The organism is Pedobacter sp. SYP-B3415, assembly GCF_004138205.1.
Lineage (GTDB): Bacteria > Bacteroidota > Bacteroidia > Sphingobacteriales > Sphingobacteriaceae > Pedobacter.
Window position 1 is genome coordinate 245,860 of record NZ_RXNQ01000033.1, and the last position, 24,058, is coordinate 269,917.

The 24,058-nt window shown below is 46.6% G+C and carries 19 protein-coding genes; 12 read left to right on the forward strand and 7 right to left on the reverse strand.

Annotation, left to right across the window (positions count from 1 at the left end; all coding sequences use genetic code 11):
• The first annotated feature begins 106 nt into the window (after nucleotides 1–106).
• The 3 genes from glmM (at nucleotide 107) to EJV45_RS14565 (ending at nucleotide 3,067) form a co-directional block, all read left to right on the forward strand.
• On the forward strand, nucleotides 107–1,495 hold the full coding sequence (gene glmM / locus EJV45_RS14555) for a phosphoglucosamine mutase (RefSeq protein ID WP_129716609.1): 1,389 nt from the start codon (nucleotides 107–109) through the stop codon (nucleotides 1,493–1,495).
• A 96-nt stretch (nucleotides 1,496–1,591) separates the two neighbouring features.
• Nucleotides 1,592–2,740 (forward strand): cysteine desulfurase family protein, encoded by a 1,149-nt coding sequence (locus EJV45_RS14560; RefSeq protein WP_129716611.1) that lies wholly within the window; start codon nucleotides 1,592–1,594, stop codon nucleotides 2,738–2,740.
• Nucleotides 2,741–2,833: 93 nt separating this feature from the next.
• Nucleotides 2,834–3,067, forward strand: coding sequence for a hypothetical protein (locus EJV45_RS14565; protein WP_129716613.1), 234 nt, complete (start codon nucleotides 2,834–2,836; stop codon nucleotides 3,065–3,067).
• Nucleotides 3,068–3,128: 61 nt separating this feature from the next.
• Here the strand turns inward: EJV45_RS14565 and EJV45_RS14570 are convergent, their stop codons facing one another.
• Complete coding sequence (locus EJV45_RS14570) at nucleotides 3,129–3,563, reverse strand: tetratricopeptide repeat protein (RefSeq protein ID WP_129716615.1); 435 nt, start codon at nucleotides 3,561–3,563, stop codon at nucleotides 3,129–3,131.
• Nucleotides 3,564–3,714: 151 nt separating this feature from the next.
• On the opposite strand from EJV45_RS14570, the gene EJV45_RS14575 reads away from it, so the two are divergent.
• Both EJV45_RS14575 and EJV45_RS14580 read left to right on the forward strand, forming a co-directional pair.
• Nucleotides 3,715–5,046, forward strand: coding sequence for a cytochrome ubiquinol oxidase subunit I (locus EJV45_RS14575; RefSeq protein WP_129716617.1), 1,332 nt, complete (start codon nucleotides 3,715–3,717; stop codon nucleotides 5,044–5,046).
• Nucleotides 5,046–6,053 carry a cytochrome d ubiquinol oxidase subunit II gene (locus EJV45_RS14580; RefSeq protein ID WP_129716619.1) on the forward strand — a complete coding sequence of 336 codons (1,008 nt, stop codon included), beginning with the start codon at nucleotides 5,046–5,048 and terminating at the stop codon, nucleotides 6,051–6,053. The genes EJV45_RS14575 and EJV45_RS14580 overlap by 1 nt, the downstream gene beginning before the upstream one ends.
• Before the next feature lie 167 nt (nucleotides 6,054–6,220).
• Here the strand turns inward: EJV45_RS14580 and EJV45_RS14585 are convergent, their stop codons facing one another.
• The 3 genes from EJV45_RS14585 to EJV45_RS14595 all read right to left on the reverse strand — a co-directional run bounded on the left by EJV45_RS14585 (nucleotide 6,221) and on the right by EJV45_RS14595 (nucleotide 10,755).
• Complete coding sequence (locus tag EJV45_RS14585) at nucleotides 6,221–6,787, reverse strand: MarC family protein (RefSeq protein ID WP_129716621.1); 567 nt, start codon at nucleotides 6,785–6,787, stop codon at nucleotides 6,221–6,223.
• A 121-nt stretch (nucleotides 6,788–6,908) separates the two neighbouring features.
• Nucleotides 6,909–8,378 (reverse strand): amino acid permease, encoded by a 1,470-nt coding sequence (locus tag EJV45_RS14590; protein ID WP_129716623.1) that lies wholly within the window; start codon nucleotides 8,376–8,378, stop codon nucleotides 6,909–6,911.
• Between the two features lie 124 nt (nucleotides 8,379–8,502).
• Nucleotides 8,503–10,755: a sodium-translocating pyrophosphatase gene (locus EJV45_RS14595; RefSeq protein WP_129716625.1), complete on the reverse strand. Its 2,253-nt coding sequence runs from the start codon at nucleotides 10,753–10,755 to the stop codon at nucleotides 8,503–8,505.
• A gap of 230 nt (nucleotides 10,756–10,985) precedes the next feature.
• Between EJV45_RS14595 and EJV45_RS14600 the strand changes: the two genes are divergently transcribed.
• The 3 genes from EJV45_RS14600 (at nucleotide 10,986) to EJV45_RS14610 (ending at nucleotide 15,256) form a co-directional block, all read left to right on the forward strand.
• Nucleotides 10,986–12,404 carry an APC family permease gene (locus tag EJV45_RS14600; protein ID WP_129716627.1) on the forward strand — a complete coding sequence of 473 codons (1,419 nt, stop codon included), beginning with the start codon at nucleotides 10,986–10,988 and terminating at the stop codon, nucleotides 12,402–12,404.
• A 35-nt stretch (nucleotides 12,405–12,439) separates the two neighbouring features.
• Nucleotides 12,440–13,390: a TIGR01212 family radical SAM protein gene (locus EJV45_RS14605; protein WP_129716629.1), complete on the forward strand. Its 951-nt coding sequence runs from the start codon at nucleotides 12,440–12,442 to the stop codon at nucleotides 13,388–13,390.
• A 426-nt stretch (nucleotides 13,391–13,816) separates the two neighbouring features.
• A complete protein-coding gene (locus EJV45_RS14610; RefSeq protein WP_129716631.1) occupies nucleotides 13,817–15,256 on the forward strand; it encodes an ammonium transporter in 1,440 nt (479 codons plus the stop codon).
• Between the two features lie 51 nt (nucleotides 15,257–15,307).
• On the opposite strand, the gene EJV45_RS14615 is transcribed toward EJV45_RS14610, so the two are convergent.
• Nucleotides 15,308–15,769 (reverse strand): SRPBCC family protein, encoded by a 462-nt coding sequence (locus tag EJV45_RS14615; RefSeq protein ID WP_240755294.1) that lies wholly within the window; start codon nucleotides 15,767–15,769, stop codon nucleotides 15,308–15,310.
• Between the two features lie 590 nt (nucleotides 15,770–16,359).
• On the opposite strand from EJV45_RS14615, the gene EJV45_RS14620 reads away from it, so the two are divergent.
• The 3 genes from EJV45_RS14620 (at nucleotide 16,360) to EJV45_RS14630 (ending at nucleotide 19,517) form a co-directional block, all read left to right on the forward strand.
• Nucleotides 16,360–17,742, forward strand: a complete 1,383-nt coding sequence (locus tag EJV45_RS14620; RefSeq protein ID WP_129716633.1) for an ammonium transporter — start codon at nucleotides 16,360–16,362, stop codon at nucleotides 17,740–17,742.
• Nucleotides 17,743–17,806: 64 nt separating this feature from the next.
• On the forward strand, nucleotides 17,807–18,856 hold the full coding sequence (locus EJV45_RS14625; RefSeq protein ID WP_129716635.1) for a porin: 1,050 nt from the start codon (nucleotides 17,807–17,809) through the stop codon (nucleotides 18,854–18,856).
• A gap of 40 nt (nucleotides 18,857–18,896) precedes the next feature.
• Nucleotides 18,897–19,517, forward strand: coding sequence for a hypothetical protein (locus tag EJV45_RS14630; protein WP_129716638.1), 621 nt, complete (start codon nucleotides 18,897–18,899; stop codon nucleotides 19,515–19,517).
• 4 nt (nucleotides 19,518–19,521) lie between these two features.
• On the opposite strand, the gene EJV45_RS14635 is transcribed toward EJV45_RS14630, so the two are convergent.
• The gene (locus tag EJV45_RS14635) at nucleotides 19,522–19,995 is read right to left on the reverse strand and encodes a ribonuclease H-like YkuK family protein (protein WP_129716640.1); all 474 of its coding nucleotides are present in this window, start codon (nucleotides 19,993–19,995) and stop codon (nucleotides 19,522–19,524) included.
• 207 nt (nucleotides 19,996–20,202) lie between these two features.
• Here EJV45_RS14635 and EJV45_RS14640 point away from each other — a divergent pair, with 207 nt between their 5' ends.
• Nucleotides 20,203–22,413, forward strand: coding sequence for a bifunctional alpha,alpha-trehalose-phosphate synthase (UDP-forming)/trehalose-phosphatase (locus tag EJV45_RS14640; RefSeq protein ID WP_129716642.1), 2,211 nt, complete (start codon nucleotides 20,203–20,205; stop codon nucleotides 22,411–22,413).
• Nucleotides 22,414–22,477: 64 nt separating this feature from the next.
• Here the strand turns inward: EJV45_RS14640 and EJV45_RS14645 are convergent, their stop codons facing one another.
• The gene (locus EJV45_RS14645; protein WP_129716644.1) at nucleotides 22,478–23,974 is read right to left on the reverse strand and encodes a catalase; all 1,497 of its coding nucleotides are present in this window, start codon (nucleotides 23,972–23,974) and stop codon (nucleotides 22,478–22,480) included.
• Nucleotides 23,975–24,058: the final 84 nt, after the last annotated feature.

Genomic DNA, 24,058 nt, shown 5'->3' on the forward strand with positions numbered 1-24,058 from the left:
TTGTCGGGTGATTAGATTTTCGCTTTCGAACGAATAAAAGCGGGCAAATCACCGGTGCTTCGAAAGTAATTTTTTATTTTTGACGCTCACCCAAATTCGTAGACCTTTGACACTTATCAAATCTATTTCCGGCATTCGCGGAACCATTGGCGGCGCCGCCGGATCAGGCCTTACACCAATCGATATCGTAAAATTTACAGCAGCATTCGGCGCTTGGGTCGTTGCCAAAAGCGGTAAGAAAAAAATCGTTGTAGGCCGTGACGCCCGCATCTCCGGACAAATGGTCAACCATCTTGTTCTCGGCACGCTCCAGGGGCTGGGCATAGAAGTGATTGATCTCGGCCTTTCTACAACGCCGACCGTAGAAATAGCCGTTCCTGACGAAGCGGCCGGAGGCGGAATCATTCTTACGGCCAGCCATAATCCCAAACAATGGAATGCCCTCAAACTGCTGAATGAAAAGGGGGAGTTTATCAGCGATGCCGATGGCAAAGAGGTACTTGACATGGCTGAAAAATCAGATTTTGAGTTCGCAGATGTAAATGAGCTTGGCCAGATCAAACAAGATGACAGTTACCTGCAAAAACATATTGACAAAGTGCTGGCGCTTCCGCTGGTAGACGCTGAGGCCATTCGCAATGCAGGATTTCGCGTGGTAATTGACTGCGTGAATTCAACGGGGGGTATCTATGTACCGGCCCTGCTGCGCGCGCTCGGTGTGCAGGAGATTACTGAGCTTTATTGCGAGCCAAACGGACATTTTCCTCATAACCCTGAACCGCTTCCTGAAAATCTTACAGAAATCTCGAAAGAGGTTCAAAAGCGCAACGCTCACCTCGGCATTGTTGTAGATCCCGATGTTGACCGTTTGTGTTTTGTGAACGAAGACGGCAGCATGTTTGGCGAAGAATATACCCTGGTAGCCGTTGCAGACTTTATTCTGAAACACACCCCGGGCAATACCGTGTCTAACCTTTCGTCTACCCGCGCTTTGCGCGATGTAACGGAGGCCGCCGGACAGGAATATCACGCGGCAGCGGTTGGAGAAGTGAATGTAGTTAACCAGATGAAGGCTGTTCAGGCAATTATCGGTGGCGAAGGCAATGGAGGTATTATTTACCCTGAACTGCACTATGGCCGCGATGCTTTGGTAGGTATCGCGCTGTTCCTTACGCACCTGGCGCGTTTCGGTAAGCCGATTTCGGTACTGCGTAACAGCTATCCTGCATACCATATCTCAAAAAATAAAATCACCCTTACCGATGATATGGATATCGACGGTTTGCTCGCCAGCGTTCGTGAAAAATACAAAGCCCAGCCGCACAGCACGATCGACGGACTGAAAATCGAATTTGATAAAAAATGGGTACATTTGCGTCGGTCAAACACCGAACCGATTATCAGGATCTACAGCGAGGCAGAAAATGAAACTATTGCTGAAAACCTGGCATCCAAGATTATTGCAGATATCAAGGAAGTACTCGGTACCAGATAGTTGTCAAAGCTGATCTGCCTTACGGTGAAAGCCGCAAAATGTCTGTCCTGTCAGCCATGACAAGGGCAGGCTTACTAACTTATTAAATTCGGGAACATGCAAAGGGTTTACCTTGACAATGCGGCAACGACACCGCTGGACAAAGAAGTTATTGCTGAAATGACAAATGTGATGGAGAATTTCTTCGGAAATCCTTCAGCAATACATGCGCTTGGCCGCGAGGTACGTACGCTTGTCGAAAAAGCGAGAAAAACAGTTGCCGGCATCCTGAACGCGGCACCCGCCGAGATATTTTTCACCTCAGGTGGTACGGAGGCCGATAATATGGCAATTCGTTGTGGTATCGCCGCGTATGGCATCCGCCATGCAATTACCTCCAGGATCGAACACCATGCCGTTGAGCAGACCCTTCATAACCTGCTGCGCGATGGCGTGATCGACAAACTCAGTTTCGTCAATATCGATGAAAAAGGCAATGTTGACTACGCACATCTTGAACAGCTGCTGCAAGACAACGAACGTTCTTTCGTATCATTAATGCATGCGAACAACGAGTTGGGAACGCTTACCGATATGGAGCGGGTGGGCGAATTATGCGAGACCTATAACGCTATCTATCATGCAGATACGGTGCAAACGATGGGGCACTACGCACATGACGTAAAAAAGCTTAAAGCTCATTTCCTGGTTTGCGCAGCGCATAAACTTCACGGGCCTAAGGGGGTTGGCTTTCTATACGTCAGCAATAAAGTAAAAATTCCGCCAATGATCTACGGCGGTGCACAGGAACGTAACATGCGCGGCGGTACGGAAAATGTTTATGGTATTGTCGGCCTTGCCAAAGCGCTTGAGATTGCTTACGCTGAAATGGATAGTCATCAGCAATATATCCAATCATTAAAAGACTATCTGAAGAAACGCCTGCAGACCGAAGTTCCGGGGGTAGCGTTTAACGGCGAAGTTGACCCTGAAAAAAGCTTGTACACGGTTTTGAATGTGTCGTTTCCTGAAATGGACATGGCCGATATGCTGCTGTTTAATCTTGACATTAACGGAATCTGCGCCTCCGGCGGGAGCGCATGTTCATCAGGCTCAAATATCGGTTCGCATGTGCTGACAGGGATCGGCGCCGATCCAAACCGGCCTTCGGTTCGCTTTTCGTTCAGTAAGTACAATACAAAAGAAGAGCTGGATTACGTTGTTGAAAAGGTGAAACAGGTTGTACGGCAAAATGTAAATGCCTGAGGCCACAAAGGGCGATGCCGTAGATCTTTGAAACATTTACTGAACTGATGTGTTTTTCTTTTGAGTCCAATCATGAACCAAAAGATAAAGAACATGAATTCAAGTACAAATCCAGAAGGACTGCACAACAGCAGCGAAGACCAGGAAAGACTGAACAATGGCGGCGGTCAGGAAGATACGCAGGATAATAACGAGGACAAAAAATCTGTAAATCCTGAAGGCATAGCCTCCCTGGACCAGTCTGATTTTTCAACAGATCATACCCGCAAGCATAAACCACTTGGCGACAGCCACGAACCCGGCACAGTACCGGGAGCAGACCTGTAACAAGTTCTTATACGAAAGCCACGGCCACAAGCTGTGGCTTTTGCTTTAAAGCCTGAACCTGTTAATTAATATCCTTTACGTTGGTTTTCAGGTAATGAAAGTATTTCGGATCTTCTGACTCAAAAATCTCTGACCCTTCGAGCATATAGGCACGCAATAAATGCTCGGTAGCCTCTCCATGCATTCCCTGTTCAAAGAGCGACTGTCCAAGCCGCAGTCGAACGAAAGGGTTTGTCGCGCCATCTTCGCAGTTCAGGGCCCGGCTCAGCGCTTCAGCGGCTTCGGTGTAACGACCCGACAGGAAGTCCATATCGCCCATACTCGCATATAACCACAATGCGGCTTCCCAATCCGTTTTTGGTTCAGGCAATAACGCCAGCGCCTCTTCAAATTTTGTACGGGCGGCCCTGAAGTCGTCCTGATCTGCCAGTGCATTCCCAACTTCAGACAATTCCAGAATCTGGTTGTAGATTTCGGCATTTAGTTCTTTTTCCATATTGTGTATCTCCTGTATAAAAGGACAGCCGAATATACATGATGTTTTTTAGAACGGTTCTAAATTAATAATGGGCCTGGTACAATGTGTCATCGCTTCGGATGCAGGAGATTTGTACAGTATATTTGTTACAGTCTTAAATCCTTAGCATATGGATGATTTTCTCGCCGCGCGATCGCAGATGGCACTTTCCCTGGGTTTCCATATCATTTATGCATGCATCGGCATGGTGATGCCATTCTTTATGGCTGTTTCGCATTACAAATGGCTGCGAACGGGCAATGATGTTTATAAGGATCTGACAAAGGCATGGAGCAAAGGCGTGGCGATTTTTTTTGCAACGGGTGCCGTGTCAGGGACAGTTTTGTCTTTTGAACTGGGATTGTTGTGGCCGGAGTTTATGAAACACGCCGGACCTATATTCGGTATGCCATTTTCGCTTGAGGGTACGGCTTTTTTTATTGAAGCCATAGCGCTGGGGTTTTTTCTGTACGGATGGCAAAAACTGAATCGCTGGTTCCACTGGTTTACGGGTCTCGTGGTCGGAATGAGCGGACTTGCCTCGGGTATACTCGTGGTAGCAGCCAATGCCTGGATGAATAGTCCGGCGGGCTTTGACTTTGTAAACGGGAAATACCTGAACATAGACCCCATGGCCGCGATGTTTAACCGGGCCTGGTTTAGTCAGGCTTTACACATGACACTGGCCGCGTTTGCATCGACCGGCTTTGCTGTAGCCGGAGTACATGCGCTTATGTTGTTGCGCAACCGGGAGCGTGTCTTTCATGCGAAAGCTTTTCGTATCGCAGCTGTCTTTGGTTGTGTAGCTGCAATGCTGCAGCCGTTAAGCGGCGATATTTCTGCCAAGGATGTAGCACAGAGGCAGCCGGCAAAACTTGCAGCAATGGAGGCCCTGTACAAAACGGAACGCCGGGCACCGCTGATCATTGGCGGAATACCTGATGACAAAACCGAACGTGTCAATGCAAAACTCGAAATTCCGGGACTGCTCAGCTTCATGGCTCATGGCGACTGGAATGCTGAAGTAAAAGGCCTTGATCAGTTCCCCGCTAACGACAGGCCACCCGTGGCAATTACACATTATGCTTTCCAGGTTATGGTTGGCATAGGAACGCTGCTGATGGCCGTTTCTGTCTTGTATTTTATAGCGCTGATCAGAAAAAAAAGCTGGCTTGAACGAGGCTGGTTCCTTAAACTGTTCGTTTTTGCCATTCCGCTGGGCTACATTGCGCTCGAAGCTGGCTGGGTGGTTACCGAAGTAGGCAGACAGCCCTGGATTATTTATAACGTTATGCGAACATCAGAAGCCGTTACACCGATGCCCGGTATTGCCTGGTCGTTTTACATCTTTTCAGCTATCTATCTTTCCTTGAGTTTAATCGTCATCTTTCTCCTTTACCGGCAGATCAAAATGGTGCCTGTCCTTTATTCAAGCAACCCTGACCTCAATAAAACTACATAATGGAATCTGTTGTCCTTATCTTCCTGTGCGTGTCGATCCTGTTGTATTTCCTGCTTGGCGGGGCTGACTTCGGAGCCGGTATTGTTGAATTGCTTACTTCCCGAAAAAACCTCAGTAAGACGCGGAAGACCATGTACCATGCAATCGGCCCGGTATGGGAAGCCAATCATATGTGGCTGATCATTGCTGTGGTCATCCTGTTTGTCGGGTTTCCGGTAATTTATAGCACCATGTCGGTCTACCTGCATATTCCTCTCGCCATCATGCTGATCGGAATCATTGCACGCGGCACTGCATTTGTGTTCAGGCACTATGATGCGGTAAAAGACAGCATGCAGCAAACATATAACCGCATCTTTGTGTACAGCAGTTTTATAACACCGCTGTTTCTCGGCATCATTGCCGGAAGTGTAATTTCAAGGCACATTGATACGGGCGCTACAGATTTTGCATCCGCCTATATATGGGGCTGGCTGAACGGTTTTTCGGTTTCAGTCGGTCTGTTTACCGTAGCGCTGTGCGGCTTCCTGGCGGCCATTTACCTGATAGGCGAAAGTGATGACCACGCGGACCGGAAGCGCTTTATAAGAAAAGCCAAACAAATGAATCTCGCTGCGGTAGCGAGCGGCTGCGTGGTATTCATTTTTGCCGAACAGGACGAGGTACCGCTCCGCACCTGGATATTCGAGAACCCTGTAGGCTTATCAGCGGTCATTGCGGCAACGCTTTCACTGGTTGCATTGTGGTACCTGCTGTTGCGCGGAAAAACGACAGTTTTGCGTATTCTGGCGGGTTTTCAGGTAACCATGATTTTGCTGGCAATCAGTTATGCGCATTTCCCGTACTTCCTCAGGCTGAAAAATGGGCGCGATCTGTCATTATATGAGCATATGGCGCCGGAAAAAACAATGCAGACGCTGGGTATTGCCTTACTGGCGGGCAGTGTGCTGATCCTTCCGTTTCTGGGATACCTCTTTTACAGCTTTCAGCGCAGCACAGAAGATTAACGGTTGTCAGGAGGGATGGCCAAACCAGGCTGAAAACTTTTTTTTAAGCCGCTGAAAACCTTCAATGGCAATGGCCAGCACGCCTATGATCAGAGTATATTCTTCGAAGCTGTTCATACTAATGAGACGTATTCAGAATGTAAAGGTTACAGCCTGCCGGCGGATAATTACAGCCCGGTATTCGTCCGGAAAAGCTTAATGGCGATGGCCAGGAGAATTACGCCGAAAGTCTTTCTCAGTACATTTAATCCCGACTTTCCAAACAGGCGCTCGAGGCGTGCCGTATTTTTCAGAACGAAATAAACAAAGGTCATATTGAGTACAATGCCGACCAGAATATTCTGAGTGGCATATTCAGTTTTGAGCGAGAGCAAGGTGGTCATAGATCCTGCACCGGCAATAAGCGGGAATGCAAGTGGAACGATTGACACCGTTTCGGGCGCGTCTTCTTTAAATATCGTGAGGCCGAGAACCATTTCAAGTGCAATGCAGAATATCACGATCGACCCGGCTATGGCAAACGAGGCCACATCAAGACCGATTACGCGCAGCAGAGATTCGCCCAGGAAGAGGAAAAGGATCATTAGTGCAAGTGCGACCAGGGAGGCTTTCTCAGATTCGATATGCCCTGCCTTGCGTCTGAGTTCGATGATGATCGGAATAGATCCGAGGATGTCGATGATCGCAAAAAGGATCATGGTTACAGACAGGATCTGACTGAAACTAAATTCCATAGCTCGTTTTTTGGCAAAGATAGTGATTAATTGTTTGCCTGTGAAGGAAGGGCCGGAGACGCATCAGGCACAAAAAAACCACGTCTTTTGAACGTGGTTTTCTTTATTTCTGTTGTTGAATCTAATTCTTATTGGCAAGTTTCTCAGCTTCGTTGAGGTTGCGGACCTTACTGTTGTAACGACCATAGCCAAAGTAGATGATTACCCCAAGGGCCATCCAGATAACCAGCCTGATCCAGCTTTCGCCAGGCAGAGATGCCATCAGGTATACGCAAACAAGGATGCCCATGATCGGAACAAACGGTACCAGCGGCGTGCGGAAAGGACGGACAGCATCTGGCAGCGATTTACGCATAACAAGTACGCCGATACAAACAAGAACAAATGCCAGCAGGGTACCTATACTAACCATATGGCCAAGGTCTGATACCGGAACAAAGCCGGCAAACAAACTTACAAATACCATAAAGAACAGGTTTGTTTTGAATGGCGTTGAGAATTTCGGGTGCACTTTGCTAAAGAATTTCGGCAACAGACCGTCTTTAGACATTGTGTAGAATACGCGTGATTGTCCCATAAGCATAACCAGGATAACCGAAGTATAACCGGCAAGAATTGCTACGATCAGCGCATCCTGAAGGAAACCGTAACCTGTTACTGCGAATGCCGTGGCGGCAGGCTTGGCATCGCCGGCAAAATCTTTATAGTTTACAAGACCGGTCATAACGTGCGCAAATAATACGTACAGGATTGTACATACGACGAGCGATCCGAGGATACCGATAGGCATACCTTTTTGCGGGTTTTTGGCTTCCTGCGCAGCAGTTGAAACGGCGTCAAAACCGATGAAGGCAAAAAATACCACAGCCGCTCCGCGTGAAATACCGCTCCAGCCAAACTGACCCGGACCCACATTTTCAGGAATGTAAGGTGTATAGTTGGCCTCGTTGATGTGGCTCCAACCAAGGGCGATAAAGATCAGTACAACCGCAACCTTTAGAATAACGAGCAGGTTGTTCATCGTTGCAGACTCTTTTGTTCCGCGGATCAAGACAAGTGAAAGCAGACAAACGATAAAAATAGCGGGCAGGTTAATAACGCCGCCTTCAATGAGTGTTCCATCTCCGAGTTTTACGGTTTCCCATGGTGAGACAATCAATTGATGAGGCAGGTGAATGTTGTACTTATGAAGTAATTCCAGCAAATAACGAGACCAGCTTACAGACACGGTTGCCGCACCCAGCGCGTATTCAAGTACAAGGTCCCAGCCAATGATCCAGGCCATAAACTCGCCCATTGTTGCATAAGAATATGTATAGGCACTTCCTGCTACCGGGATCATTGAAGCGAACTCAGCATAACACAAGCCTGCAAAGGCACAGGCTACAGCAGCAAGTACGAATGAGATGGTTACTGCAGGACCCGCATTTTCTGCGGCTGCTATTCCAGTTAGCGAAAACAACCCTGCGCCGATAATGGCGCCAATTCCCAATGCTACAAGGTTCCAGCTGGAAAGTGACCGTTTCAGGGTACCCTCACCACTTTGACCAGCTTCAAACAGAAGCTGCTCTATCGATTTCTTATGAAACATAGATTAGTTAAGATAATATTACGTTAGTTTGTTATAGAAAGGCGTAAACCTAAAGAAAAATAATCTAAATAGAAAAGGGATTTATCCTAAATCCCTTTTTCCATGTGTTTTACGAAGCTATGTTTTAAGGTTGTTGCACTTTTACAACTTTTTTGCCTGCGATTTGCTTCTGTAAGGCGGCAGTATTCCTTTTGGGGACCTCCGTTTTATACTTCACTCCAGAGCTTTCATTTTTTACAGTCGCAACTTCAGGCGAGGATACCGCAATGTAAGGCGCAATAACTAAGGATACGATAGACATCAGTTTAATCAGGATGTTCATTGAAGGACCTGATGTGTCTTTGAAGGGATCGCCCACGGTATCGCCGGTCACAGAGGCCTTATGCGGTTCAGACTTTTTATAGTGCATTTCCCCATTGATCTGTACACCTTTTTCGAATGATTTTTTTGCGTTATCCCAGGCACCACCAGCATTGCTTTGAAAGATGCCCATCAATACCCCTGAGACCGTTACGCCGGCAAGCAGGCCGCCTAGAACTTCAGGTCCGAAAATGAAACCAACTACAACCGGTGTAATCAGCGCAATACCACCCGGCAACAGCATTTCACGAATTGAGGCTTTGGTAGATATGGCCACACATTTTTCATATTCCGGTTTTGCTTTGTATTCCATAATGCCGGGAATCTCCCTGAACTGACGGCGAACCTCCTGAACCATATCCATCGCTGCGCGGCCAACAGCCTGAATGCACAAAGCAGAAAAGATAAACGGAATCATACCGCCCACAAAAAGCCCGGCAAGAACCGGCGCTTTATATATATCTATGGCAGTGATGCCTGCAATGCCCACAAACGCGGCGAAGAGGGCCAGGGAGGTCAGGGCTGCAGAAGCAATGGCAAAACCTTTGCCTGTAGCAGCAGTTGTATTCCCGACAGCATCAAGATTATCTGTACGCTCCCTTACTTCAGGAGGCAGCTGGCTCATTTCAGCAATGCCGCCCGCGTTATCGGCAATCGGCCCGAAGGCATCGATAGCCAGTTGCATGGCCGTGGTGGCCATCATGCCTGCAGCCGCGATGGCTACACCGTATAAGCCGGCAAAATAGTAAGACGCCATAATGCCCCCGGCGAGCACAAGGATCGGAACGACAGTTGATTTCATACCCACAGCAAGACCGGCAATGATATTTGTTGCATGTCCGGTAGAAGACTGCTGAATGATTGAGTCTACCGGTCCCTTGCCCATGGCGGTGTAATATTCTGTAACAATGCTCATAATGGCGCCAACGATGAGGCCCACAACAATGGCATAAAAGACATTCATGCTTGAAAACTGGTACCCCCTCAGTTCGAGATTTTCAGGCAGCATCCATCTGACGATAAAAAACGAGGCAATCCCGGTGATGATAATCGATGACCAGTTGCCCAGGTTCAATGCGCTCTGCACATTAGACTGTTCGTTTTTTATAGTGACGAACCAGGTGCCGACAATGGAAAAAACGATACCCAGGCCGCTGATGAGCATAGGAAGTAAGATGGGAGATAATCCGCCAAAAGCATCGTTGCTTGCATCGATCTCCTGTCCGAGGACCATGGTTGCCAGTACCGTAGCCACGTATGAGCCAAAGAGGTCTGCCCCCATACCGGCTACATCGCCCACGTTATCGCCCACGTTGTCTGCAATAGTTGCCGGGTTACGTACATCATCTTCAGGAATCCCAGCTTCAACTTTACCAACCAGGTCAGCACCGACATCGGCAGCCTTTGTGTAGATGCCGCCCCCGACCCGTGCGAAAAGGGCAATTGACTCTGCACCCAGTGAAAAGCCGGTTAACACCTCTATAGCGGTTTTGACAGTGTCCGGACCCAAATCTGCAAATATGGAGAGAAAAACGATGAACAGTCCGCCAAGACCAAAGATCGCCAAACCCGCTACGCCCAGACCCATGACGGTGCCGCCGGTAAAAGAAACTTTAAGTGCTTTTTTTAAGCTTGAACGGGCTGCCTGGGTGGTTCTTACATTGGCTTTCGTAGCGACGTTCATGCCGATGTATCCGGCGAAAGCCGAAAAGACAGCACCAATAATAAATGCCAGGGAAATGATCCAGCTCGAATGGATCTCGCGGCCATTTACTTCATGGACGGTTCCGGAATAAGCCAGGAGCGCGCCGGCTATAACCACAAAATAGCCGAGTATCTTCCACTCGGCCCGTAGAAAGGCCATCGCGCCATCAGCAATGTGGCCGGCTAATGTGCGCATGTTTTCATCGCCCGCATCCTGCTTTGATACCCACGCGCTTTTGGCCAGCATCACCAGAATGCCGATCAGCCCAAGGGCGGGAATCGTGTAGATCAGATTTTCTTGTAAAAAATTCATAGTTACTTTAGATTACTCGTATTTGGTTTAGATTGATAGAACAGCAAGATAGGAATTTATTCCACATACGCTAAAAAATGTTCCTGCTAAAAAATCTCTACTGTTCTGAGTGTCAGCATGGGCAATTGCTGCCCATATGCGCCGGCTGGCGGTTGGTTTGCGCAGCAGAATACCCAGGATTCGTAAATGCGATATTTTTGAATAAATTAGGGCCGGACTAAACCAAACAAATGGAAAATCAGGATCATTCTTTTAAGCGCGAGCTGGGTCTTTTCGATGGCACAATGCTCGTCGTGGGCTCTATGATCGGCTCGGGCATTTTTATCGTGAGCTCAAACATGACTCAAAATATCGGTTCGGCTGGCTGGCTTATTCTTATCTGGGTGCTGACTGCCCTGGTAACAATGACCGCTGCCGTTAGTTATGGTGAACTCAGTGCGATGTTTCCCAAGGCAGGCGGACAGTATGTCTACCTGAAAGAGGCGTATAACAAACTATTTGCTTTTTTATACGGGTGGAGCTTTTTTGCGGTGATACAAACCGGCACCATTGCAGCGGTGGGCGTGGCTTTCTCCAAATTCGCCGCTTATTTGTATGAGCCGCTCAGCGACAAAAACGTACTTTGGGAACTCGGTGCATTCAAATTGAACGCAGCACAGCTGGTTTCAATAGCCACAATTATTATTCTCACCTGGATTAACAGCCGAGGTGTGAAGAACAGCAAAACGCTGCAGACTTTTTTGACCATCATAAAAATCCTCTCGTTATTTGGTCTCATTGTATTCGGGTTCATACTAGGTGCAAAAACCGAGGTCTGGAATGCCAACTGGTCAAATGCCTGGGACGCGCGCATGTGGTCTGTCGGCACCGGAAGCTGGACTGCGATAGGGGGAACTGCCTTACTTGGTGCCGTTGCAGCTGCCATGGTGGGATCTCTCTTCAGCAGTGATGCCTGGAATGGCGTTACTTTTATCGCAGGCGAAATCAAGCGGCCGGAAAGAAATGTTGGGCTTAGCCTTTTTCTCGGTACGCTTATCGTCAGTGTTATTTATATTCTTGCCAATGTGATGTACGTTGCAGTTTTGCCGTTGAATCAAATTGCTTTTGCAGACCAGGAGCGGGTGGCCGTTGCTGCTGCAGAAGTCATTTTCGGGAACATCGGTACCAATATCATTGCCGTTATGATCATGATATCAACTTTCGCCTGTAACAACGGATTAATCATGGCCGGCGCCCGCGTGTATTATACCATGGCTAAAGATGGCCTGTTTTTTAAGCAGGCCGGCAAACTAAACCGTTTTGACGTGCCTGGCTGGTCACTGTGGATTCAATGTGCATGGATTTCACTACTCTGCCTTACAGGGCGGTACGGGGATCTGCTGGACTACGTCATCATTATTGTACTAATATTTTACATTCTTACTATTCTGGGCATCTTTATCCTCAGGCGTAAAATGCCACATGCTGAACGTCCTTATAAAGCATTCGGCTACCCCGTGCTGCCCGCACTTTATATATTGATTGCTTCGGTAATCAGTATTTCGCTGCTTATTACCAAGCCCGCCACTTGTGGCTGGGGCGTTCTGATCATGCTGCTCGGTATTCCCGTCTATTACCTGAGCAAAGCAAGAGGCGCGCAGGCAGACTAGGTGCTTACAGTTTTTAAGCGTAACTTTGTGCTGAAATGGGCACGTTAATAGATCAGGGCATTAAGGGATACAGGAACTATGGAACATATCTGCGCGAAAAATATAAGGGGCAGCGTGTTTTTAAAGTTATTGTAGACGGTGGTTTCACCTGTCCAAACCGGGATGGGAGTAAGGGATACGGCGGCTGTACATATTGTAATGTAGATTCGTTTACTCCTGAACTGTCGCGAAAAATGCCCACGATCAGGGAGCAGTTGCTGGCGGGAATGGAGCGCGCGAAGCTCCAGTACCGCGCCGACAAATTTATCGTGTATTTTCAGCCAAATACAAACACGTATGCGCCTGCTCATTACCTGAAAATGATGTATGATGAGGCGCTTAGCATCAATCCAGAAGAGATTGTAGGTCTATCTGTCGGCACCCGGCCTGATTGCATAGATGCTGAAAAGATAGCCTTGCTTGAAAGTTATACCGACCGCTTTGATGTTGATCTTGAAATGGGCATGGAGTCCATCTATGATGATACGCTTGCCAGGATTAACCGGGGCTGTACGCATGGAGAGCTAATTTCGGCTCTAAACCTGGTTAGCAATAGTAAACTTGATGTTTGTGTGCATACCATTTTTGGTTTTCCATGGGAAACACGAGAACAGATGCTTGCGTACGCTGACGAAATAAACCGTTTCCCGCAGATCAGTTTTGTGAAGTTTCATCATCTGCACATTGTCGAGGGATCTATTATGGGCGTAAAATATAAGCGTGAGCCCTTTCCTCTTTTCACGCTTGAGGCATATACCGATTTTCTTTGTGAGCTTATCCCTTTGATCAGACCTGATATAACAATTCAGCGTCTTTTTGGTATTTCTGATTGGGATTTGCTCATTGCACCGAACTGGGGTCTAAATAAATCTGCTATTCAAACGTACATGGATAAGGAGATTGAGCGCAGGGGGGTTGTTCAGGGTAGCGCCTACGTCGGAAATTGATTCCTCTCTTTTTGCTGAAACAAGAACTTTTTATGTAAGCTACCGTCAGATTGACCGGAGGATGCCCTGCGCCTTGTCGTTTCTGTTGGCTTATCCAGTAGCTGAACCGTCTTAGTTTCTTAAAAACTTCTCTTCTTATGCATCGCCGCTTTGGTGTAAATTTTTTTTAGGCATTTTTTCAGATTCCTGATTTATCTGTTTTTTCTTTCTTTTTCTGTATTTTTTGAAACAACTGCAATTTTATGGCTTTATTTTTTGTTAAACAGCGAATTTATTAGGGTATTTTGCTGTATAAATTTAATAAATTCTGAAAAATGATCTGAAAAACTACTTTTTTGTGTTGGTTGAATAATATTTTTCTACTTTTGGATTAATTCATTGAAATATATGAGCTAAAAAACCGAATAACTAGTAAAAATAACCATCATGAGTACGAAAAAAATCACATTTAAGCAGATTGCACCGTTTTTAGTGCTGGCGGGCGTTTCTGTTCTGGCAATATTTATTCCGTCGGAGCCGATGTTTGCAGATTCCGCCCAGTATAATGCTGCAGATATAGCCTGGATTCTTGTGGCTGCCGCATTGGTCTTTTTAATGACGCCCGGCCTTGCATTCTTCTACGGGGGTATGGTACATCGCAAAAACGTCCTTTCCACGATGATCAAGAGTGTGGTTGCTGCCGGAGTTGTCAGTGTAATCTGGGTTGTGGTCGGCTTTAGTCTTTGTTTTGGAGATACGATAGGTGGATTTATTGGCGATCCGACGACATTTTTGTTCTTTAAAGGGGTGGCCTCAGGGGCGCCTGTGCTTCAGGGTGGTGCGCCAATGACGATTCCGTTGCTGTTGTTCTCTGTATTTCAGCTCATGTTTGCTATTATAACGCCAGGGCTGGTTGTGGGCGCTGTTGCTGAACGGATTCGCTTCACATCTTATATTCTATTTACTGTTCTGTTTGTATTATTTGTTTATGCACCGCTTGCGCACTGGACCTGGCATCCTCAGGGTTTCCTTTTTAAAATGGGAGCGCTCGATTTTGCCGGCGGAACCGTTGTGCATATCTCGGCAGGCTGTGCTGCCCTGGTTGGAGCGCTTGTGCTGAAGAGAAGGAAAGCGCACCTTGAGCACCGGGAAATTCCGCCTGCAAATATTCCTTACGTTCTGATCGGTACCGGGCTGCTTTGGTTCGGCTGGTTCGGGTTTAATGGTGGTTCTGCGCTGGGTGCAAATGCATTGTCTGTTTCTGCGTTTGCTACAACAAATATTGCTGCAGGTGCGGCCGGTTTGTCATGGATGTTTTTTGATGTGATCAGGGGTAAGAAACCATCAGTTCTTGGCTTCTGTATTGGTGCAGTTGTGGGGCTTGTCGCAATTACGCCGGGAGCAGGTTTCGTGGCTATTCCTCAAAGTATCTTCATTGGCTTTATAGCGGCAATTGTTTCGAACGGCGTTGCGCACTGGAAAGCAAAATCAACACTTGATGACACATTGGACGTATTTCCTTGTCACGGCGTTGGTGGCATGGTGGGTATGCTGTTAACCGGAGTTTTTGCGACCAAAACCGTAAATGGTGCGGGAGCCGACGGTCTTATTTTTGGAAATTTTGAATTTTTCTTTACACAGCTGAAAGCAATGCTTATTGCTGTAAGTTACAGTCTGGTTGTTTCTTTTGTGATCTTTAAGATCGTTGGTCTGGTGCAGCCACTACGCGTTTCTGATGAGGAAGAAGAGTTGGGTCTGGATGAGTCGCAGCATAATGAAAAATATCTTCAGGGCACACTGATTGTGGCAGGAAGAGAAGTTGTTCATGTTGCGGACGGTGTATTCGAAAAGGAATACCTCGAAGCCGGCGTTATTGAGGCGAAATAAATATTTACGTTGATAATTTTTTTGAGCCCTCCGCATCAGCGGGGGGCTTTTTTATGGGAATAATTCTTTGATCTTCGTGCTGCGGTAGGCGAATATATTTCGTACGCGCTTGTTTACCATTACGGCATCTGCAAGTGATCCGGCCAGGCTTAAACCCACGTCGTAATACAGGGTGTCTGTCATGAGTACGCCGGTTTCATTTTCTTCAAACTGGTGCAGGTGATGCCAGAATGCAAAGGGGCCCAGGCGCTGTTCGTCTATAAAATATTTTCTATCCTGCATTTGTGTGATCTCGGTTACCCAATCCATCCGGATATTAAAAACCGGCGCTACCTTATAGGTGATGAGCATTCCGGGGAACATTTTGGTTTGTTCGTTAAAATCTGACGTGATGATAAACTTCATGTCAGGTGGTGTGATCCTGGAAAGGTTGATGGGTGATGAAAAAAAATCCCAAACGGTCTGCAGGTTTGCGGGGATTTGTTCTGTAAAATGAAGTTGTCTGAGTGCCAAGTTGTCCTTTCTGTGATTAACAGCCTTGTAAAGATTTTTGTTTTTCCGGGCTTTGGCGGGTTGCCTGTGATGTGCTGTAAAGTCAAGATGACTGTTTGAGGTCTGACGACGAATATATAAACAATCCTGTTTAATATTTGTATGCCAGCGGCGGTTGTCTATAGGTGTTCAGATATGGTGATCAATTGGTGTGTTTTCATAGTCTCACAGCTTTTGGATGTTGTTCCGGAGGGTGCGGTGATCGTAATTATCTATTTTCTACACGAAAACCTCAGGTTCTGCGGGATAAATTGCTGTTTAGCTCGTTAACTTTTGATAAAAACTCAATTTTTGGTAATAAAAATTGAAAAATCTGACTCTTTATCTCGTTTAAGTTGATTTAAATCAAAAAAGCTAGTATAAAATTCGCATAAAATATATAATCTGATTATTTAAAATTGTTAAAATCTAATTATAAGGCGTTTTTAGCGTGAATATTTTTAATACTTACCTCTTTCCATGAAAAATATATCTATAAATTAACTATGTCTATTCGATTTCAGTATTTTAGGGATGTTAATTCGTCTAAACCAAACTAAAATTCTGAAATTATGAACAAATTTTCCGTTAAACGGTTTTTGCCCTTTGCAATTTTATCAATTGTGGCAATCTTTTCTGTTTTCGTTCCGGCTTTGCCCAATTTTGATGTCGGAAAATACAATTCTGCAGATATTTCCTGGGTGATCGTAGCAGTGGCCCTTGTTTTTCTTATGACACCTGGTCTGGCGTTCTTCTATGGGGGGATGGTTCACCGAAAAAATGTGCTTTCTACCATGATCAAGAGTGTGGTTGCTGCCGGGGTGGTGAGCGTTCTCTGGGTTCTTGGCACGTTTAGTCTTGCATTTGGGGACAGCATAAATGGTTTGATAGGCAATCCGACTACGTTTTTCTTCTTCAAGGGAGTCAATTCCGGCGAAGCCTGGAGCCTTGCGCCAACGATTCCACTAACGCTGTTTGCCTTATTCCAACTGATGTTCGCAATTATCACACCCGGACTTGTAGTCGGAGCGGTTGCTGAACGGATACGTTTTACATCTTACATACTTTTTATTGTGCTTTTTGCGGTTTTTGTCTATTCGCCGCTGGCGCACTGGACCTGGCATCCTGAGGGTATACTCTTCAAGATGGGTGTGCTGGATTTTGCCGGGGGAACGGTTGTCCATATATCCGCCGGGATGGCTGCCTTAGCAGGTGCCCTTGTTTTGAAGCGGCGCCGTTCGCACCTGGAGCGGAGAGAAATTCCGCCGGCAAATATTCCTTATGTATTGATCGGCACGGGTCTGCTCTGGTTTGGATGGTTCGGCTTTAACGGCGGTTCGGCGCTTGGTGCAAACAGCCTGGCGGTGTCGGCTTTTGCAACGACTAACATGGCAGCGGCAGCCGCAGGACTGTCATGGATGTTTTTCGATGTACTGAGAGGCAAAAAGCCGTCTGTACTCGGTTTTTGTATTGGCGCAGTTGTCGGTCTGGTTGCGATCACGCCTGGAGCCGGTTTCGTCGGCATTCCCCAAAGTATCTTTATCGGCGTAATTGCAGCAATCGTTTCCAATCTGGTTGTTGTCTGGAAGTCTAAAACCTCTCTCGATGATACCTTAGATGTTTTTCCGTGTCATGGTGTTGGCGGTATTGTTGGTATGCTGCTTACGGGTGTTTTTGCCACCAAAACCGTTAACAGTGCCGGCGTAGACGGCCTGTTGTATGGAAATCCTGATTTCTTTTTCACGCAGCTGAAAGGTGTACTGATCGTTGTGCCATTCAGCTTCATCGTCTCATTTGTCATTTTCAAACTGGTTAACCTGATTCAGCCGATCCGAGTAACGCAGGAAGAAGAGGAAGAAGGTCTGGATGCCAGCCAGCATAACGAAAAATACCTGCAGGGTACGCTTATCGTTGCTTCATCTCCTGACGAAAGCATCAGGCCCGTGCATGACTAGGCTGTCTTTGCAATCAAATACCGAATAGAACCACAGATAAACTTAAACCACAACCAAACTTAAAATGAAAATCAGCAGACTACTCTTTTCTTTTCTTGCATGTATTACAACCAGCGCTTATGCTCAGGATTCGACCGCCGTTAACCCGCTTGTTATCAGTGGCTCGGTTGATACATACTTTAAATATGATTTTTCAAAAAGATCAAATATTCAAACGAGTTTTGCGACCGATCAAAATTCGGTTTCACTTGGCATGGTAAACTTCGCCCTTAAAAAAAGTGTGGGTAAGGCATCTTTTGTTGGCGACCTGTCTTTTGGTCCGCGGGGGCAAGCTCAGTCTATACTTAATGCGGCTGAGGAATACAGTGAGACCTCGGCCAACAGCTTTCATATTCAGAATCTCTACGTGACTTATGCCTTTACGGATAAATTTTCCATGACGGCCGGTTTCATGGGTACATTTGTAGGTTATGAAGTGATCTCGCCGGCTGCCAATTTTAATTACTCAACGTCATACCTTTTCTCAAGCGGTCCGTTTCAGAATGCGGGTATTAAGGCAAACTATGCTTTTTCAGACAAAGTAGCCGTTATGGTCGGGTTGTTCAATGACTGGAACAAATACCAGGATTTTAACGGTGTTTCTGATTTTGGCGCGCAGCTCATGATCTCGCCTGTTGAAGGATGGACGGCCTACCTGAACGTGATTACAGGTTATCCGTCAGGAACTGAATTCGATCTGACCACTTCTTACCAGATCAGCAATAAGTTTAAGCTGGGGCTGAATGCGGCAGATTACAGTATGCCTGACGATGCCGGCGGTTTTAGCGGGGCTGCCCTCTACCCGCAATATGCATTTACAGATGCCTTTGCCTTAGGACTCAGGGGTGAGTATTTCAAGGCAAAAGCCGGAACTGACATCTATAACGTTGCTGCAGGATCTGCGGTTACAGCGCTGACTTTGACAGCGAATGTAAAGGCCGGACCTTTAACCTTTATTCCTGAACTGCGTTTCGATAACGGCGAGCAGGAGATTTTTTATCGCGGGCGAAACAGTGCTGCCTTTGATACCAAAAAGGCTTCGCAATTTTCTTTGGCCGCCGTATATAGTTTCTAATCTTTATATTGTATAGCCAGGCCATCCGAAACAAGTGCGGATGGCCTGTATTGATCTTATGTTGTTATTTAGTAATAAGCTGTCCGGACTGCCCATTTTCATTATCCTGTTTGCAATTGCGTTTGGGAGGGCTTCCGCGCAGGGCCCCGCAAAAACTGATTTTGCAAAGAATCAGGACCAGAAATATACCTTGTATCAGGTAGTAACAGACGCAGTCAGATCAGATTCGCTGTTGAGGCGTGTTGTTCACTTTTTAAAAAAAGAGAAGGCAACGGCAATCAAACAAACAGATTCGTCAATAACCTGTACAGGGGTCTTTACGGTTGCAAAGAGAGCCCTGGTATCTGCCCAGCCGGAAGCACTTGTGTCGTTTTCTTTTCAGTTGGAATCCAAAAGCGGAAGGTACCGGTTTTGGCTGACCGACTTTATAACAACACCATACAAGCGCAACCGTTATGGTCAATTTGAACCGGAACCTGGTGTCAGGCTTCCGCTTGAACAAGAGCCCGGTTCGTTAAACAGGAAGAGCTGGGAAGCCAGGGTGAAGTCTGTTGAAGCAGCATCGCGGCAATTCGCTGCGAGACTACGTACCGCGGTTTCAGAAGTCATATCCGCCCCCTTACCCAAAAAACGTCTTGATGTGAAAAAAGACGAGTGGTAACGGTTTAGTGGACCATTTTGTCTGCACAGGCAGAGCTTGCAAAAGCTTCGGGCTTCGCCTTGAAAATAAAGCCCATACTGAGAATATAACCCATAGCATCGTTCAGCGCTTTGTTTGACTTGAACATTGGGCTCGTATTGATGTCGGCATGCACCTCCAGGGCCACATCATAAATATCAAGAAGGTCGCAGATCGAATAGGCCGTTTCGATTGATTTCTGCACTTCGGCAAGCATCCGTTCTTTAATGCCGAGCTTCTGAACGCTGCGTTCCTGATGAATATACATGAAGCCTCCGTGGTGCTCGCGAAGAAGCACGATTACTGTAGCAAAGTCTGTAACCGGGCCCTTTACCTGCGAATCGGTGCCGATGCATACCTTGAGTTTAAAACCCGCTTCCGTTTCACGGATAATTGCATGCTCAACTTCTTCGAGGATATTTGACTGAATGGTTTCGCCGCTGAATTTTTTCCAACTCATAGCTATTGAATTAAGGATTTGTGCCTGTACTAAATTTACGGTTAATATGTTAATACGACGTTAACCAGATAAAGTCTTTTACGCACATTGTTCTGGTTTTCAACAAATTGTTGCCTGTTGTTTGACCAAATCCGTCTGAAATTCGAAAAAACACAAAACAATCCTCGTGCTGAGTCCTTATACTAACTAGAACCGCCAGGAGTGTGAATGAGTAAAACTATAATAATATCCAATCGTCTACCCATCAAAATCACTGAAGAAAACTGTCAGTACCAGCTGAGTCGCAGTGAAGGTGGTCTTGCCACCGGTTTGGGGTCTATCTACAAAAACGGAAACAATATATGGGTCGGCTGGCCTGGCATTGAAGTGCCGCCTGAGCGCCAGGATGATGTCCGGGCACAATTGGAAGCATTAAATCTGTTTCCGGTTTTTCTTACACAGGAAGAGATAAATCTTTTTTACGAAGGTTTTTCAAATGAAGTATTGTGGCCTGTATTTCATTATGCGGTTACGTATGCGAAGTTCGAACAAGCATATTGGGACTGCTACAGGAAGGTAAATGAAAAGTTCAGGGATGCAGTGATCCGGATTGCGGAAGAAAGGGATACGATCTGGATCCACGACTATCAGCTGCTATTGCTCCCGGAGCTGATCCGTGAAGGTCGCGAACGCTGTACAATTGGTTTCTTCCAGCATATCCCTTTTCCATCTTATGAAATTTTCAGGCTGATACCCTGGCGCACGGAACTGATTAACGGGGTTTTGGGGGCTGATCTGATCGGTTTCCATACGTTTGACGATGTCAGGCACTTTATGAGTACGGCTACAAGGTTGCTTCCGGTAAGCAGTTCAGCAAATATGATCGTGAAAAAAGACAGACAGGTGCTGGTCGAATCGTTCGCTATGGGAATTGATTTCAACTTATTTGAGCGCCTGCCTGAGCAACAGGAAGTAAAAGAACATATAACAGAATTGAAGGAAAGCATCGGGAAGGATCAGAAAATAATTCTTTCCATAGACCGCCTTGATTACAGCAAGGGGATCTTGCAGCGTCTGCAAGCCATCGAATTGCTGTTAAACGAGCATCCTGAGTACGCCGGACAGTTTTCGCTATACATGATCGTTGTTCCTTCGCGCGATACGGTACCGCAGTATCGTGAGTTGCGCGAGCAGATCGATCAGCTTGTTGGTAATATCAATGCCCATTATCGCACATTAAACTGGTCGCCTGTGCATTATTATTATCGGTCTTTTCCCATGGAGTTTCTTTCGGCCCTGTATGCCTCGGCAGACATTTGCCTGGTTACGCCGATGCGCGATGGTATGAACCTCGTTAGCAAGGAATACGTTGCCTCGCGCACAAAAAATGATGGTGTACTTATCCTAAGCGAAATGGCGGGTGCTTCCAAAGAACTGAATGACGCGCTTATTGTTAATCCGAACAACATTGGCGATATCATGCAGGCTATGGTTACAGCGCTGAATATGCCGGAGCAGGAGCAGCAGACGAGAATGCAGTCTATGCGGGAACTGGTAAAGAAATTTAACATCCATCACTGGGTGCGTTTGTTTATGCAACGATTAAATGAAGCAAAAAAAATGCAGAATGATCTGATTACAAAATATGCGGGGGGAGCCGTTAGAGAAAACCTGTTGACGACCTACGACACATCGGAGGAACGTTACATTTTCCTTGACTACGATGGTACGCTTATGGGTTTTAGTGGAGACATTGATAAGGTAGCGCCAGATGCAGAACTGTATGCACTGCTGCAAAAGCTGTCTGATGATCCCTCTAATCATGTTGTGATCATCAGCGGACGCAGGCATGAAACGCTTGAGCAATGGTTTGGGCATATGAAACTCGATCTGATTGCCGAACATGGCGCCTGGCAGAAAGCCGACGATCAGTGGAACAGCCTGCCCTTGTTGACTGAACAGTGGAAGGCGGAAATACGCGCGGTACTGGAAACCTACACTGACAGGACGCCGGGATCGTTTATCGAAGAAAAAAGTTATTCGCTCGTCTGGCATTACCGCAAGGCAGATGCCGGCCTCGGTGATCTCAGGGCAGGTGAAATTGTAAATCACCTTAAGCCGCTTGCTGCTGATAAAGGACTTCAGGTGATGCTTGGTAACAAGGTTATCGAGTTCAAAAATATAGAGGTAAACAAGGGCAAATCGGCGTCAAACCTTATTTACGACAGAAAATATGACTTCTTGCTCGCCCTTGGCGATGATCATACTGATGAAGATATTTTCAAAGCGCTTCCTGCATCAGCTTTCACCGTAAAAGTGGGCAGCAACATTTCGGCCGCAAGATTTTATCTGAATGATTTTAAAGAGGTTAGGCGTTTGCTTACGGAACTGGCAGACCGTTCCAGGCGATCTGAACGTCATCAGCTGAAAGTTCATTGAGACAAAAAAAAACGGCACGCTGATAGGGTGCCGTTTTACTTTGTAAGTCACACCTTCTGACGAATTAGCTGTGTCTCAAATGCCCCATTACCGTTTCCAGGTCTACCTTTAGGCCGCGGGCAACACCCATGCCCAGTTCGGGGTTTGCTCTGAAAAAATGGCAAAGCTGTCTGTTAATGATTTCATCCCGTTTCGGACCTTCAATCCCACTCATCGCACCCACAATGTTTGAGACAAGATTGTGCCGGTCATAGTCATTCAAAACTTTGGTGTATAACAGGCCGGGCTGGCTGTAGTGGTCATTATCTCCCGCACCATTGCGGTCGTGCCAGTCAGCAACATAGCTATCGAGTTCCCATGCCGGTTCCTTATAGCTCTGGTCTGCAACGATGTCGTCAAAGCTATTGGGAAAATAATTCGGACTGTCTTCGCCGTTGCCATCAATACGCATCGCACCATCTCGCTCGTAATTGTTCACCATGTATGGGCAGCGGTTAACCGGAATCTGCTCATAATTTACGCCCAAACGGTACCGGTGGGCATCAGGGTAGGAAAGGATGCGACCCTGCAACATTTTGTCAGGGCTGTACCCGATTCCGTCAACCACATGCGCCGGTGCGAACGCTGACTGTTCTACCTGGGCGAAATAGTTCTTCGGAACCTGGTTGAGTTCGAGCACGCCAACATCGATCAGCGGAAACTCAGCATGAGGCCAAACCTTAGTCAGGTCAAACGGATTAAAAGGAAGCTCCGCTGCCTGTTCCTGTGTCATAACCTGGATCTTCATGTCCCATTTGGGAAAATTCCTGCTATCTATCGCTTCAATGAGATCGCGCTGCGCAAAATCAAGGTCCCTGCTTTTCATCTCAGCAGCTTCTCTGTCTGTGAAATTTTTTATGCCCTGCTGTGTCTTAAAATGGAATTTAACCCAAACCCGCTCATTGTCTGCATTGATCATGCTGAAGGTATGCGAGCCAAATCCATCCATATGCCTGTATCCGTAGGGCGTGCCCCGATCGGTCATGAGAATCATAACCTGATGAAGGCTTTCAGGGTTCAGACTCCAGAAGTCCCACATCATTGTCGGACTTTTCATGTTTGTACGCGGGTCGCGTTTCTGTGTGTGGATGAAGTCGCTGAACTTTTTCGGATCTTTTACAAAGAAAATCGGCGTATTGTTGCCTACAAGGTCCCAGTTTCCATCTTCAGTATAAAATTTTATAGCGAAGCCCCTGGGGTCGCGTTCTGTATCAGCGCTGCCTTTCTCACCGCCTACGGTGCTGAAACGCAGGAAAAGTTTTGTTTCCTTGCCAATTTTGCTGAAGAGTTTTGCTTTGGTATAACGTGTTATATCATGTGTAACTGTAAAAGTTCCGAATGCGCCCGACCCTTTTGCATGGACAACCCGTTCGGGAATACGTTCGCGGTTGAAGTGAGCCATTTTTTCATGCAGAATAAAGTCCTGCAGCAACAGGGGACCCCTTGCGCCCACACTCTGGCTGTTTTCATTTTCTGCATAGGGCTTTCCTGATGCGGTAGTCAGTTTCTTCTGGTTGTTCATGCCTTTATCGTTTTGATTGTTTCTTTCGATAAAGGTGAAAAACTTTAATCTGCCGGTCAAACTGATATTTTCTATATGGCAATA